The organism is Peptostreptococcus equinus (assembly GCF_027125355.1).
Taxonomy (GTDB): domain Bacteria; phylum Bacillota; class Clostridia; order Peptostreptococcales; family Peptostreptococcaceae; genus Peptostreptococcus; species Peptostreptococcus equinus.
Genome location: NZ_CP114052.1, coordinates 1,018,187 through 1,032,539, shown reverse-complemented (window position 1 = coordinate 1,032,539; position 14,353 = coordinate 1,018,187). Strand labels below are relative to the sequence as shown.

The window sequence follows — 14,353 nt, the reverse complement described above, 5'->3', positions numbered from 1 at the left end:
GGAGACTTTTACTATAAAATAAATAAAGATTCTTCATAAAAATTAATTTATAAAGAATCTTTTGATATGTATAGATTTTTAAATTTTATTTACCTGACTCAATTAGTTTGTCTAATAATTGAGAGTATGATATACCTCTTGCAGCTGCACTCTTAGGGATTAAACTAGTCTCTGTCATACCTGGTAGAGTGTTGATTTCTAATAAATATATATCCTTATCTTCTGTAATGATATAGTCAACTCTTACGTATCCTTTGCAGTTGAAAGCCTTCCAGCAAGTTTCTGAATTAAATTTTAACTTATCAGACATATTTTTTTCAAGTTCAACAACAATTTCTTTTGCACCATTTGTAGTAGAATATTTAGCTTCAAAATCAAAAAATTCTTGATCTGAAGATATTTTTATTGTAGGGAAAACTTCGCCATCCAAGATAAATGATGTGTATTCTTCGCCCTTTACATATTTTTCAATCATTACAATTTCATCATATTTTAACCCGTCTACTACAGCAGCTTCCACATCTTCTTTTTTCTTTATCATATATGTAGCAACGCTTGAGCCACCAGAATTTGGTTTTATAAATACAGGATAGCCCATTTCTTCTATTAAATCATAATCTATATCTTCAACAGACTTAACTATAGTCCAATCAGCTGTTAGTATTCCATTTTGTCTGGCTATGGTTTTAGTAAAATTTTTGTCCATTAATATGCCACTTGTAATTGGATCACATCCACAGTAATCTATTCCCATTGATTCCAATATAGACTGCACACGTCCATCTTCACCAAATTTTCCATGTAGACCTATCAAAGCTTTATCTATACTTCTGTCTATATTAAAAGCATCAGTCATTTTGTCTATTCTACATTCTATAATTTCATACTTACTTCTATCAAGATTTGAAATCATAGCTTTACCGCTTTTTAATGAAACTTCTCTTTCTGAAGATACGCCTCCATATATAACTCCTATTTTTTTCATAAATTTATTATACTAATTTTAATAGTATTCTCCTTTCCGATTGCACATACAAAATAATTAATTCTTAATATATATATTATATACTTATATTATTTATTTTTGCAAGTAAATCGACCAAATTTCCCCTTTTATAACTTAATAAAAAAATGTTAATTAGATTTTGTTTTTATTGATAATTTTTTATTTAATTAAGAAATTGCAATTGCTCTTACTTGTCTAATAGTACTATTTTTGCTATTATTATTGTATATATATTAAGCGATAAAATAGATTCTTATTTTACTTAATTTATTTTTAAGTAAATTTTATTTTATAGGAGGTTATTATGAATATTGAATTAATTTCTGTTGGAACTGAACTATTACTAGGTGATATAGTGAATACAAATGCTCAATATATCTCAAAAGAACTTGCCTTATTAGGCATAAATGTACATAAACAGGTAACAGTTGGCGATAATATGGATAGATTACTTGATTGTTTTTCAAAGGCTTTTGAAAAGTCAGATATAGTGCTTACTACTGGAGGTCTAGGACCAACTGGTGATGATATAACAAAAGAAGCTGCGGCAAAGTTTTTTGACCAGAAAATGCTATTGGATGAAAAGTCATGGGAAAAAATCAAAGAAAGAGTATTAAAATTCACAGGAGATATAAATAAAATACCTAAAAATAATATTAAGCAAGCTATGTTTCCTAAAGAGGCGATGATTATTCCTAATAACAATGGCACTGCTCCTGGTGCTATATTTGAAAAAGATGGAAAAAGAATAATAGTAATGCCTGGACCACCTAAGGAAATGATGGCTATGTTTAATGAAGGTGTACTTCCTTATCTAAAGAAAGAAACAGATTCAGTTTTTGCATCAAAGTATATTAGACTATATGGTATAGGTGAATCTGCACTTGAAATTAAACTATTGGATATTCTAGATAAACAAGATAATCCAACAGTTGCTCTTTATGCAAAAGAAGGAGAAGTTCTAATAAGAGTAACTGCTAAGGCACCAGATAAAGAAGAATGCTTAAAATTAGTTCAAGAGAAAATAAAAGAAATAGAGGAAATATGCGGTGAATATATATATTTAATAGGTGATGAATCTATATCTTCTAGCCAAACAGAATTAGATAATGTTGTTGCAAAATTATTAATTGAAAATAAAAAGACTATAGCGGTTGCAGAATCTTGCACAGGGGGTATGATAGCAGCAAATCTAATCAATTATCCTGGCATTTCAGAGTGTCTATTAGAAGGCTGCGTCACATATTCAAATAATGCTAAAATGAACAGACTGGGTGTAAAAAAGGACACTTTAGATGAACTTGGAGCAGTGAGCTCTCAAACAGCAATAGAAATGGCAATAGGAATTGCAAAAACATCTGGTGCTGATATAGGATTGTCTACTACTGGAGTAGCAGGACCTGATGGAGGAAGTGAAGAAAAGCCAGTAGGACTTGTTTATATTGGTTTATATGTTGATGGACAAGAATTTGTATATAAAAATATTTTTTCAGGAAATAGATTAAAAATAAGAGAAAGAGCTACAAGACAGGCCTTAGATTATGTTAGACAAAAATTAGTATAATTTTAAAATCAATAAAAATAATATGCATATTATTTTTTATTGATTAAAGCTATTATTATTAATTGTGTTTTACAATAAGAATAAATAAAAAGTGAGGAGAGATATAATGATTAAACATATTTTTTGCGATTTAGATGGAACTCTTTTTATCGACAAAATTACTGACGTCGATAAAAATGCCATATTATTAGCAAAAGACTTTGGAATCACATTTAATATAGCAACTGGTAGAGTGCTGGATCATTCAAAGTCAATACTTGAGGAGTGCAACATTGAAGGCTATTTAATAACTGAAAATGGTTCATATGTATATGATAAAAATTTAAACTTGGTATTTAGTCAAGCGATGACTGATGCACAAATAAAAAAAATAATTTCTATTTATAATAGCTTTGATTATATAGATAAAGATCAAGATGTTATATATTTTAAATATGATGGCAGAGTAGTGATGCCAGTTGATGGCTCAAAAGCTGAATACCTTACAAGAGGTTTTGAGATTGACGAAAAAATATGTGAGTATGACGCATATATGTCAAAAGTAGGTAATATTGGAGTATTAACTACCGATAGTAAAAAACTTTCTAAAATGATAGAGTCATTTAAAGAGGAACTATCTAGTGAATTAGATGTTTATGCTTCTAGTAGAACTACAATAAATATAGTACTAAAAGGCGTATCAAAACTTGAGGGTATTAAATGTGTATGCAAAAAAGAGTCTATAAGTTTAAATGAAGTGGCAGCAATTGGTGATTCACCTAATGATATGAGTATGCTTAAAAATATTAATATGAGTTTTGCTATGAGTGATGCATTTGATAGCATAAAAAATGTATCAAAATATGAAACGCCTACTGTTGCAGATGCTATAAAGATGATAATAGACTATAATAGTGAAGCAGATAATTAAATAGGAGGATAGTATATGTTTTTAAACTTTAATATAAATAGCTTGTTTACAAAAAAAAATTCTACAAAGCTAATAATACTAGGAGTAATACTACTTGCTATTGGATCATACTGCACTACTAAAAGAATAGTTGCCATAAATATTTTTTCTTGGGGTATGGCTTTAGCATTTTTATTTGCAGCATTTTTAGCTTTAAAGGAATATAATTCACTAAGGCCATATGCATCAAAGAAAGAAGTAAATAAGTTTAGGAATTTGACTATAACTTTAGTGATTATAGCTTTGATGTTAATTATATTTCCTAAATATATGAATATGTTTATGTCAATGCTAATAGGATCATATATAATTGTAAACCAGTCCATAAAATATTTTAAACAAAGCAAGTATTATAGAAGAATTACTTTAGCCTTTCTGCTAAAAATATTATTGGGTGTACTTTTGATAATATCACCACTATTTTTAGCTAACTTCTTAGTTAGTATTTTATCTACTATATCAATAATATTTGGTGTATATTTTATTGTAACTGGTATAAATATTGCTAATGAAAGGAAATTTTAATGGGTGAATTTAAATATAAAATTGAAAATAAGAACTATCATACTTGGAATTATCATCTTAGACAAAGGTTCAATTCCAAGGTATTCAAGGTTTCTTTAAATGGAGGATTCACCTGCCCCAATTTAGATGGGAAAATTAGTAGAGGCGGATGTACTTATTGTAGCAACAAGGGTTCAGGAGATTTTGCTGGACAAGTGGATGATTCAATCAGTAAACAGTTTGAAAATATTAAAAATATTATGGAAAAAAAGTGGCATAATGCCAAGTATATTGCATATTTTCAGGCTTATACAAATACATATGCTCCAGTTGACTATTTAAAAGATAAGTATGAAGAGGCTTTGAGACAAGAAAATGTAATAGGACTGGCAATTTCTACTAGACCAGATTGTATATCTGAGGAAGTATTAGATTATTTAGATGACATAAACAAAAGAACAAACCTTTGGGTAGAGCTAGGACTTCAAACTATACATGATACTACATCTAAAAAAATTAATAGAGGTCATAATTATCAAGTTTTTTTAGATACTCTAGAAAAATTAAGAGAAAGAAATATTGATGTTGTAGTTCATATAATAAATGGACTTCCTGGAGAAACATATGAAATGATGATGGATACAGTAAAAGAAATCTCTAAACTGGATATACAAGGAATAAAAATTCATCTCTTACATGTTTTGAAAGGTACAGTAATGGAAAAACAATTAATAAGAGGAGATTTTCAATTATTAGATAAAGACTTTTATACAAATCTTATATGTGATCAGTTAGAAATTCTACCTCAGGATTTAATTATTCATAGGCTTACTGGAGATGGTAAAAAAGATGACTTGATAGGTCCTATATGGAGTTTAAAAAAATGGGAGGTATTAAACGCTATTGATGAAGAATTGAAAAGAAGAAATAGCTGGCAAGGAAAATATTATGAAGGTTAATAGTAAGAGAGGTGATATATATGATGATGAAATCACATATCATTATTTCTAAATCCTTACTAGAAAATACAGACAAAAATAAAAAATTCTTTTTGGATGAGAAAAATTTTATTTACGGTAATATTAAACCAGATATAGTATCAAAATATAAATTAAAAAAACATTATATGTTTGAATCTTATGATATGGTGGTGGAAAAGATAAAATTTTTATCTAGTCTTGATTTGGATACACTTGAAAAATACTATACAAAAGCAACTTTTTCTCAAGAGATTGGTGTAATTTGCCATTTCCTTACAGATTTTTTCTGTGTGGCTCATAGTCTTAGATGGGAATTTAAACATAGTATGAAAATACATGTGCAATATGAGAGTAACTTAACTAAAGTAGCTGAAAATTATTCAATAATAAATGATAGAATACAGTATTTAGACAATTTTGATGATTTTTTTCAAAAATTGTATAATGAGTATAGGTCTAATGGAAACTATGAAGAAAATGACCTTAAATATTCTACATATATGTGTAATACAGTCACAAACTATATATTAGATAATATATTAAATAATACAGTAATATCTCATACAGTATCTTAAAGAGGCTATTAACTTAGCCTCTTTTTTGCTATAATAAATGGACAAATTGATAAAAAGGTTATAAAATATAAAAAACAATTTGTTTAAGGATGGAGATGTAAAAAATGCAAATGTTAGTAAATCAACTATTAAATATAATGCATCAAATTATGATATTTGCCCAAGATAATGTACTATTATCCGCACTTGCTGGCTTTTTTTTAGCTTTTATGGAGAGTTTTATACCAATACTTCCACTGATGGCAATTGTTGCAGCTAATGGGGCTTTAAATGGTTTTTGGATAGGATTTATAGTATCGCTATTAGGATCTGCCTGCGGTACGTTTATTGTTTTTTACTTATTTAAACACATATTTAAAAATAAAAAATTCAATAAAAACAACAATCAAAAAGTACAGGCAATTATGGAAAAAATAAATAAAGCAGAATTTACAGTTATTTTTTTATTTTACGCTATATCTATCTTACCAGCCTCTTTGACTACGATAGCTGCTGCATATTGTAAATTTGATTATAAGGATTTTCTCCCACCTATGTTTTTTGGTAAATTATTGATGATGTCAATGTATGCATATGTAGGAAGTGATTATAAAGATTTCTTTACAAATCCATATAAGTTAGTAATTGGTACTTTGATTACTATTGTAATTTATTTTATTGGATCTAAAGTAAATAAATCTATAGATAAAAAAATCAAATAATTATATTAATAAAAGTAGGTATAAAGGCCTACTTTTTATCTGCAACTTATATACAATATCACTGGGATATTTATAACTAGAAAATATATAGTACAGATGTTATTATAGATTATATAATTGATTAAAAGATAATAGGAGAAAATATGAAGAAAAATAAATTTTATGCTGTAAGAAATGGAAAAGTAAATGGAATATATCTCAGTTGGAATGATTGTAAAGAAATGATTAGTGGTTTTTCTAACGCATCATACAAATCATTTGAAGATCCATATGAAGCAATAGATTATTTGTTGGCTAGAGGAAAATATGAAGATATTAAAATAAATTATAAAGAAGATAATAAAATTTTAAATAATTTAACAGAAGGAAATAAAGTTTCTATTGACAAAAGTATGATATATGAAACTAAAACACTACATATAGATGATGGTGCGGATGATAATGACACTTATGAAGCATATGTAGATGGTAGTTTTGAAACGAGTAAAAAAGTTTATGGTTCTGGTGTCGTAATTCTAAAAAACGGAAAAATTATTGAAACTATGTCAAAAAAGGGATCTAATATAAATAATTTATCAATGAGGAATGTGGCTGGAGAGATTGAAGCAGCTATAATCGCTATTGATTACGCAATAAAAAATAATATAGGAACACTTAATATTCACTTTGATTATAATGGTATTGAAAAGTGGTGTACAGGAGAATGGAAGGCTAATAAAGACGGTACAAAATATTATAAGCAATTCTGTGATGAAGCTAAGAAAAAGATAAAGATAAACTTTATAAAAGTAAAGGCTCATACAGGTGTAGAATTTAATGAATTAGCAGATAAACTAGCAAAAGAATCTATATTATAAAATTATCTTCAAAAAAACTTCAAAAACTTTGAAAATACAATTGATAAAAGTGTCATAATTTGTTATTATATTACTAGGATGAATATAATTTATGAAATTTGACATGTATTTTTGGCATTTATAAAAATGATAAACAATAATACTAATCGAAAATCAATGGAAGGGAAGTAGTAATATGAAGGATTTTGCTATAAAAATTAATAGTTTCTTTAGTCGTATAGCAAGATATTTGGTATTTTCCGCATTTGTTGTTGGAGCGATTAGTATTGCATTAATAATTATTAATTTATTTGCTGGTGTCTTTGTTTCGTTAAGCTTTTATATGTTATTTTATGTAGTTGCTACTTTAGCCTTAACTACTTTAATAGCTTTATATAATAGTCATAAATTATTTGCACCAATTAATAAACCATTAATTATGAGATTAGAAAGAGAAAGAATCGAAAGAGCGAGACTTAACAATAGAAATAAAAGAAACAATAAAAAAGTATCATAAAATAAACACAGATTACTGTGTTTATTTTTTTTATAATATATTACTTAATATACTTGAATAAAGTAAGCTATAAAAATATTTTTATAGCTAATTTAACTTTGCCTAAGCATTATAATGAAACGCTATACATTATAACCTTGCCTATTAAAGATAAATTTTGACAATTATCATAATAGTATATAATATCTTCAAAGCATGTATCATATGAATCTGGTCTAAAAATATATCTACGATTCTTTTTATCATTTATAAACCTTTTGACACTATAGTTATATTCATCAGAAAATACAACAATCTCTTCATTGGATATGGAATTAATACTTACATTGGTGGATACAGCTATAAATGAATTGTGTGGTATTACTTTATTCATAGAATCACCATTAACTCTCATTAATATTATATCTTTATGTCCGGAATATTTACCTAAAAGTAAATCGGATAATTCTATTTTATTATTATCTTGTTGACCTTCAATTATATCTGGAATACCAGCAGAAATACCGATATCGAAAAAACTATATAGGGAAGAATTTTCTTCGTTAGGATGAATATTGTTTTTATCGATATCAATATTATCAGATTCACACATTAACCACAGTGGATTAATATTTAAAGCCTTAGCTATTATGTATATCTTATCCTGCTTAGGAAGGTATTTACCTGAAATATAAGAACTTAAAGAACCTTTATTAATTTGAGTCAATCTAGATAATTCATTTTGACTAATTTTAGATTTTTTAAGTACATACTTTAATCTCTCTTTAAATTCTATTTTATCCATATAAAACCTCCTTATATACATATTATACCATGTTGTTCAGAAAACGCAACCCCTTTTAGAAAATATTTATATTAGATAATTTTTTATTTTCTTGTGCTTATTGATAAATATATTCAACATATGATATAATTTTTTTAAATTAAACTAAATCATAGATATTTAAGATTAATTTAATGTGTTTTAGAAATTATAAACGTATTGTTTTTATAATAGCGTATTTGTATAAGGAGAAAGAAATGAGTTTTCTTAGAAAAAATAAAAAAGCAGTAATATCAATTTCTGTTGTGGCAATATTATTAATTGGACTTATAAGTGTACCGAGTATTCAAATGAGTTCAAATAAAATTGCAAATAATGTAATGGTGTCAGATATCAATATTGGTGGTCTGACGAAAAATCAAGCAATTAAAAAATTAGAAAATAATAATAAATTTTCCAACATAAAATTAAAATTTGAAAATAAAAAATGGACAATAAACAAAGATAAATTAGCTTTAAATTATAATATAAAAGAAACTGTAAATCAGGCGTACTTATACAATAGAAAAGGAGGATTTTTCTCTAACATATTTAATACATTAAAATCTGACTTTGGTAGTAAAAATAAGATTGAATTAGTTAAATCTTATGATGTAAATATGTTGAAAGCTGAAATACAAAGTATAAAAAAAGGCTTAGATTCACCGGTAAAAAATGCTACAATGTCATTTGAAAATGACAAGGCTGTGGTGAATGATTCCATACCAGGTAGAGAAGTCAATTTAGACAAATCATTAAAAATGGCGCAAGAATCTATTAAAAATGATACTTTTACTTCAACTTTAGAGGTGAAACTTGAAAAAGCAAAATTTAATAAAGAAGATTTAAAGGGAATAGATGCGAGACTATCAACTTATAAAACAAGATTTGGCGGTATGGAAGGTAGAGATTATAACATAAAAAAATCTACTATAGAGTCTGGTGAGATATTACTAAAACCAGGTGAAGAATATTCATTTAACAAAATAACTGGGGAAAAGACTCTTGAAAGAGGTTATAGAACAGCTCCAGTAATTGAAAGTGGACAACTAGTTCCTGGAATAGGTGGTGGTGTCTGTCAGACAACTTCTACTATTTTTAATACTGCTTTATTATCAGGTATGCAGATTACAGATAGAAGAAGCCATACTATACCTTCAGATTATGTTGACATGGGTAGAGATTCAACTGTATTTGATGGTGATCCAGGTCAAGATTTGAAGTTTAAGAATCCATTTAAACATCCAGTGTATATAAAGAACTTTATTCAAGGTAATTATATAGTTTCAGAAATATATGGTTCAAAAGAAGATATACAAACGATAGATATTGTAACTGAAATGTTAGGTTCATATGGTGGAGGTAATAAAACAATAAAGGACCCATCTTTACCTGCTGGAGCTAAAGTAGTAGAAAAATATTCAAGGCCAGGATACAATATGATGACCTACAGGATATATAAAGATAAAAATGGAAATACAATAAGGACAGAAAAAATTGGACCTAGTCACTATCCAGCACAAACAGGTGTAATTAGAGTAGGAGCTGGAACTACAAAGTCGCCTTCTAAACAAAATCCAGCAGATAAAAGTTCTAATAAAAAGCCAAGTACAAATAGTACACAGATTCAATCACAAAATCAAGTAATGCCAAATAATTAATAATTGCAATCATATAAGTATAAATAATAGAAAACCATTACAACAAAAATTGTGATGGTTTTCTATTATTTAATTCTAAAATTTTAATTTTCTAAAAAAAGAATAAAAAATTCATAAAAATTCTATTTTGCAATTTTTTATAGGATGTAATTTTTTTATTAAAAATCTGTTATAATGTAGTGGATATAAGAATGGAGGAAAATATGAGTCAAGTTAGAGATAGATTTCAAGAACATCCAGGTTTAAGAATGTCTACTGTTATAGTAGGATTGTTTATAATGTCAGTCGGAATTAATGGCTTTTTAAGGCCAGCTCATTTATTGAGTGGTGGAATAGCAGGTCTTGGTACAGCGATAAACTTTCTTACGGGTATCAATGTAGGTATTATTACTTTATTTCTAAATATTCCTATTTTTATTTTGGGTTTTATATATTTAAAAAGAGATTTTTGTATAATTAGTTTGATTAATATGTTTATATTTTCCTTTATGCTTGGTATTACTCAGGATATAGGATCATATGTGCATTTGGGTAATGATATTTTTATACATACTATTTATGGAGGATTCTTAAATGGTTTAGGACTTGGAATAGTTTTTAGAGCAAAAGCCTCTACAGGGGGAACAGATATACTTTGCACTATTATAAAAATAAAAAGCAATATAGAAATTAAAAATTCTAACTTTGCATTTAATGTTGGTGTAGTGTTAGTAGGTATGACATTATTTGGTTTAAAATTAGGTCTATATACATTGATTGGTTTTTATATTAGTTCATTAGCACTTGGATTTATTAAGGATGCTATGAATTATCAAAAATCACTTATAATAATCTCAGATAAACCTGAAGAAATTGCACAAGATATAATGAGAAATCTAGTTAGGGGTGTAACTTTATTACAGGCCGAAGGTGCATATACTAAAAAAGAAAAGAAAATAATATATACAATTGTATCTTCTTCAGAAATACCAAAGATAAAAGATATAAGCTTTAAACACGATCCAAAAGCATTTATTACTATTAATGACATTACTGAAGTAAAGGGCAGAGGCTTTAAAGCAAAAGATATATAAAAAATCATTTAATAGGATTTTGATTGCAAATATAAAATTAATTAAATATTGTATAAGATTTAAAATAGATTATAATTTATAATTTACCCAAATAATATTTATGGATTATTTATAAATTTATAATCTATTTTTTGTTTTAAAAAAAACAAAAGTATTATATAATATATATTAGATTATTATGTTGTAAATATGAATGGAGGAAAATATTTTGACTTTATCAAAGAATTACGTTGAACTCTATAGTAATTATTTTAATGAAATAGATGAAATAAAAAAAAGCTTAAAGATGTTTAAAATAAAAAAGAATAATGCTTTAAAGAAAGGTATCTTTGCACCAGAGAATGAAGTTTTAGAATTAGAGTCTCAGCTAAAAGGTGTAGATATTAATTTAAAGCAATCTGATCAATTAGAAAAAGAAGATCAAGAATATGTTGAATTACAAAAAGAAGAGTTGTCAAAAGATGAAAATTTAGGTGATGTACTTAATTTCTTAGATGATAACGAAGACGATAGAATTCAAGATGCAAAAGATAATGATATGGTTCAAATATATAGATTTACTAATGGAGATATTTATATTGGTAGACTATTAGATGGTAAGATGACGGGTATAGGATCATATATTTTTTCTAATGATGATGAAGATAGAAATATTAATACAGAGTATATAGGTAACTTCATAAACGGAATTAGAGAAGGTAAGGGCTCTTTTACTTTTTCAAATGGCAATGAATATGTTGGTAACTTTAAAAATAACAAAAGTAATGGTATAGGAAGAATGATTTATGCTAATGGTGATGAATATATAGGTAACTGGCTAGATGGAAAAAAAGACGGTTTAGGTATTTACACTTGGAAAAATGGATATATTTATATAGGAGACTTTGTTGATAGTAAAATGGACGGAAATGGTTCATGCTTTAATTCAAAAGGTGAGTTAGTATTTGATGGAGAATGGAAACTAGGTCAGATACATGGTAAGGGAAAATATGTATGGAACAAAAATAAATGGTATGAAGGTAAATTTTTTAATGGTATGAAACATGGAAAAGGAATATTCTATTTGAATAATGAACCCGTTTATAATGGAACGTGGAAAGAGGACAAGCCTTCAATTTTTAATAAATCTATGGATGATATATTAGCAGCCATGATACAGGGATAGATTAATTTGAACTCAGACTTTTAAGATAGCTAAAATAGCTATCTTAAATTTTTTGAAAAAAAATTAAAAATAAAAAGGGTTTTTAAGGTTCAATGTAGAATAATACTAAGCAGGGTATTGACATTGAATTGTTTTTAGGTATAAAATATAACGTTGGAAATAATAAGAAGGTGTAAAAATGGATGACTTTAAAGACATAATTGAAGAAATTAAAGCTAGAAATGATATTTCAGATATTATATCTAGCTATATTCAGCTAAAACCTTCAGGCCGTAATTATAAAGGTCTGTGTCCATTCCATGGAGAAAAAACTCCTTCATTTCACGTAAATACTTCAAAACAAATATATAAGTGTTTTGGTTGTGGCGCTGGTGGAGATGTTATTTCATTTATAATGGACATCGAAAATCTAGATTTTATGGATGCTCTAAAATTTTTAGCTGAAAAATCAGGTATTAGCATAAATCAAAATATTGATGAAAAAACTAGAAAAAAATTGGAAAAAATTAAAAAATTTCAAGAAATAAATATTGAAGCAGCTAGATTTTTTTACTCACAATTGATGAAAAGGGATAATGATGCTTTCAAATACCTGATAAAAAGAGGTTTAGACGAAAAAATAATAAAGAATTTTGGATTGGGCTATGCCCCTGATGCATGGGATCAATTAAAAAATCATCTGTTAAGTAAAAAATATACTATAGAGGAAATATTTGAATGTGGTTTAGTTAGTCAAAATAAAAATCAAACAAATTATTATGATAAATTCAGAAATAGAGTTATGTTTCCTATATTCGATTATAAAGGGAATGTAATAGGATTTGGTGGAAGGGTTATGGATGATTCTTTACCTAAGTACCTAAATTCGCCTGACTCTGAACTCTTCAACAAGAGAATGAACCTCTATGGATTAAATTTTGCAAGAAAGCATATAGGTAACGATGATAAATTAATTTTGGTAGAAGGTTATATGGATTTAATTTCCTTATATCAATTTGGAATTAAAAATGTAGTAGCGACACTTGGTACTGCGCTTACAGAGGATCAAGCAAAATTAATAAAGAGATACGCTAATAATTTAATATTATCATATGATTCGGATCAAGCAGGCATTAACGCTAGCCTAAGAGCTATTGAAATACTTGAAAATGCAGGTTTGAATGCAAGGATATTAAACTTAGGAGAGTATAAAGACCCTGATGAATATATCAGATCCAAAGGAGTAGGAAATGCACTTTCAGCAATAGATAGTGCGGTAGATTCACTGCAATTTAAAATAGATGTATTGTCAAAGAACTATGATTTAGATGATAGAAAAGAGAGTATGAAATTTTTGCAAGAAGCTGTAAAAATAATTAGAGAAATAAAAAGTCCAGTGGAACTTAATTATTACATCGAATACTTGTCGAAAATTACCTATACTAATCCAGATATCATCATGTCGGAATTTGATAAAAAAACAAACTCAAAAATAAATTATAACAATAAAAAAGTAAATACTTTTAAAGAGAAAGAAGTTATAAATATAAAAAAAGTTTCATTAGCTCAAGATGCACAATTATACAGGGAAATAAATTTAATAAAATTTATTATGCTTAGTAGCAAAGCTAGAGCTATTGTACCGTTAAAGATAAGAGAAGAAGACTTTATTTATGAAACGAGTCGCATTATATATAAGACCGTTTTAAATACAGATATTAAGGGAATTATAGATATTAATAAAATTTATAATGAAAAAATGGATAAAGACTATCTAAAAAAACTAGATACAATATCTTTTTCTATAGACTGCAATGATATAAATGAAATTGAGAATATAGTTAATCAATTTCAAAAGTATACTAGCAAATCTAAAATAGAAAAGCTATTAGAAAAACAAAAAAGATTAGAAGATAGAAGAAAAACTATTAAAGAAAAAACTGAAGAAGCGAAAGAGGTAGACTTGGAAATTATGAAAATTGCATTAGATATTATATCAGAAAACAAGAAGTTAAAATCATTATAAGGGAGGAGGTTAATC

Annotated in this window: 13 protein-coding genes and 1 pseudogene; 12 read left to right on the top strand and 2 right to left on the bottom strand. The window is 27.0% G+C overall.

Features of this window, described 5'->3' with window-relative positions:
• Positions 1 to 85: 85 nt before the first annotated feature.
• Positions 86 to 985: a D-alanine--D-alanine ligase gene (locus O0R46_RS05205; protein ID WP_269310667.1), complete on the bottom strand. Its 900-nt coding sequence runs from the start codon at positions 983 to 985 to the stop codon at positions 86 to 88.
• 325 nt (positions 986 to 1,310) lie between these two features.
• Here O0R46_RS05205 and O0R46_RS05200 point away from each other — a divergent pair, with 325 nt between their 5' ends.
• From O0R46_RS05200 to O0R46_RS05165, 8 genes and pseudogenes are all read left to right on the top strand, one after another.
• Positions 1,311 to 2,570, top strand: coding sequence for a competence/damage-inducible protein A (locus tag O0R46_RS05200; RefSeq protein WP_269310666.1), 1,260 nt, complete (start codon positions 1,311 to 1,313; stop codon positions 2,568 to 2,570).
• A gap of 106 nt (positions 2,571 to 2,676) precedes the next feature.
• The gene (locus tag O0R46_RS05195) at positions 2,677 to 3,480 is read left to right on the top strand and encodes an HAD-IIB family hydrolase (RefSeq protein ID WP_269310665.1); all 804 of its coding nucleotides are present in this window, start codon (positions 2,677 to 2,679) and stop codon (positions 3,478 to 3,480) included.
• A 15-nt stretch (positions 3,481 to 3,495) separates the two neighbouring features.
• Positions 3,496 to 4,044, top strand: coding sequence for a DUF308 domain-containing protein (locus tag O0R46_RS05190; RefSeq protein ID WP_269310664.1), 549 nt, complete (start codon positions 3,496 to 3,498; stop codon positions 4,042 to 4,044).
• A pseudogene (mnmL, locus tag O0R46_RS05185) lies at positions 4,044 to 5,034 on the top strand (tRNA modification radical SAM protein MnmL/YtqA). Before O0R46_RS05190 ends, mnmL begins: the two are co-directional and overlap by 1 nt.
• Positions 5,003 to 5,578, top strand: coding sequence for a zinc dependent phospholipase C family protein (locus O0R46_RS05180; RefSeq protein WP_269310662.1), 576 nt, complete (start codon positions 5,003 to 5,005; stop codon positions 5,576 to 5,578). The pseudogene mnmL and the gene O0R46_RS05180 overlap by 32 nt, the downstream one beginning before the upstream one ends.
• A gap of 104 nt (positions 5,579 to 5,682) precedes the next feature.
• Positions 5,683 to 6,279, top strand: a complete 597-nt coding sequence (locus tag O0R46_RS05175; protein WP_269310661.1) for a TVP38/TMEM64 family protein — start codon at positions 5,683 to 5,685, stop codon at positions 6,277 to 6,279.
• 143 nt (positions 6,280 to 6,422) lie between these two features.
• Positions 6,423 to 7,136 carry a ribonuclease H family protein gene (locus tag O0R46_RS05170; RefSeq protein WP_269310660.1) on the top strand — a complete coding sequence of 238 codons (714 nt, stop codon included), beginning with the start codon at positions 6,423 to 6,425 and terminating at the stop codon, positions 7,134 to 7,136.
• Between the two features lie 175 nt (positions 7,137 to 7,311).
• Positions 7,312 to 7,632, top strand: coding sequence for a hypothetical protein (locus O0R46_RS05165; RefSeq protein ID WP_269310659.1), 321 nt, complete (start codon positions 7,312 to 7,314; stop codon positions 7,630 to 7,632).
• Between the two features lie 109 nt (positions 7,633 to 7,741).
• Here the strand turns inward: O0R46_RS05165 and O0R46_RS05160 are convergent, their stop codons facing one another.
• On the bottom strand, positions 7,742 to 8,416 hold the full coding sequence (locus O0R46_RS05160; RefSeq protein WP_269310658.1) for a LexA family transcriptional regulator: 675 nt from the start codon (positions 8,414 to 8,416) through the stop codon (positions 7,742 to 7,744).
• Between the two features lie 236 nt (positions 8,417 to 8,652).
• Here O0R46_RS05160 and O0R46_RS05155 point away from each other — a divergent pair, with 236 nt between their 5' ends.
• From O0R46_RS05155 to dnaG, 4 genes are all read left to right on the top strand, one after another.
• On the top strand, positions 8,653 to 10,095 hold the full coding sequence (locus O0R46_RS05155) for a VanW family protein (protein WP_269310657.1): 1,443 nt from the start codon (positions 8,653 to 8,655) through the stop codon (positions 10,093 to 10,095).
• A gap of 203 nt (positions 10,096 to 10,298) precedes the next feature.
• The gene (locus O0R46_RS05150) at positions 10,299 to 11,168 is read left to right on the top strand and encodes a YitT family protein (RefSeq protein ID WP_269310656.1); all 870 of its coding nucleotides are present in this window, start codon (positions 10,299 to 10,301) and stop codon (positions 11,166 to 11,168) included.
• A 208-nt stretch (positions 11,169 to 11,376) separates the two neighbouring features.
• Entirely contained in the window at positions 11,377 to 12,333 is a 957-nt protein-coding gene (locus O0R46_RS05145; protein ID WP_269310655.1) for an MORN repeat-containing protein, read from the top strand.
• 178 nt (positions 12,334 to 12,511) lie between these two features.
• Positions 12,512 to 14,338 carry a DNA primase gene (dnaG, locus tag O0R46_RS05140; RefSeq protein ID WP_269310654.1) on the top strand — a complete coding sequence of 609 codons (1,827 nt, stop codon included), beginning with the start codon at positions 12,512 to 12,514 and terminating at the stop codon, positions 14,336 to 14,338.
• Positions 14,339 to 14,353 lie beyond the last annotated feature (15 nt).

What these genes read in the sequence shown, in the direction of transcription:
- O0R46_RS05165 (WP_269310659.1), top strand. Translation starts at nt 7,312, where the DNA reads ATGAAGGATTTTGCTATAAAAATTAATAGTTTCTTTAGTCGTATAGCA.
- O0R46_RS05190 (WP_269310664.1), top strand. Translation starts at nt 3,496, where the DNA reads ATGTTTTTAAACTTTAATATAAATAGCTTGTTTACAAAAAAAAATTCT.
- O0R46_RS05200 (WP_269310666.1), top strand. Translation starts at nt 1,311, where the DNA reads ATGAATATTGAATTAATTTCTGTTGGAACTGAACTATTACTAGGTGAT.
- O0R46_RS05180 (WP_269310662.1), top strand. Translation starts at nt 5,003, where the DNA reads ATGATGATGAAATCACATATCATTATTTCTAAATCCTTACTAGAAAAT.
- O0R46_RS05160 (WP_269310658.1), bottom strand. Translation starts at nt 8,416, where the DNA reads ATGGATAAAATAGAATTTAAAGAGAGATTAAAGTATGTACTTAAAAAA.
- O0R46_RS05150 (WP_269310656.1), top strand. Translation starts at nt 10,299, where the DNA reads ATGAGTCAAGTTAGAGATAGATTTCAAGAACATCCAGGTTTAAGAATG.
- O0R46_RS05170 (WP_269310660.1), top strand. Translation starts at nt 6,423, where the DNA reads ATGAAGAAAAATAAATTTTATGCTGTAAGAAATGGAAAAGTAAATGGA.
- dnaG (WP_269310654.1), top strand. Translation starts at nt 12,512, where the DNA reads ATGGATGACTTTAAAGACATAATTGAAGAAATTAAAGCTAGAAATGAT.
- O0R46_RS05195 (WP_269310665.1), top strand. Translation starts at nt 2,677, where the DNA reads ATGATTAAACATATTTTTTGCGATTTAGATGGAACTCTTTTTATCGAC.
- O0R46_RS05175 (WP_269310661.1), top strand. Translation starts at nt 5,683, where the DNA reads ATGCAAATGTTAGTAAATCAACTATTAAATATAATGCATCAAATTATG.
- O0R46_RS05155 (WP_269310657.1), top strand. Translation starts at nt 8,653, where the DNA reads ATGAGTTTTCTTAGAAAAAATAAAAAAGCAGTAATATCAATTTCTGTT.
- O0R46_RS05205 (WP_269310667.1), bottom strand. Translation starts at nt 985, where the DNA reads ATGAAAAAAATAGGAGTTATATATGGAGGCGTATCTTCAGAAAGAGAA.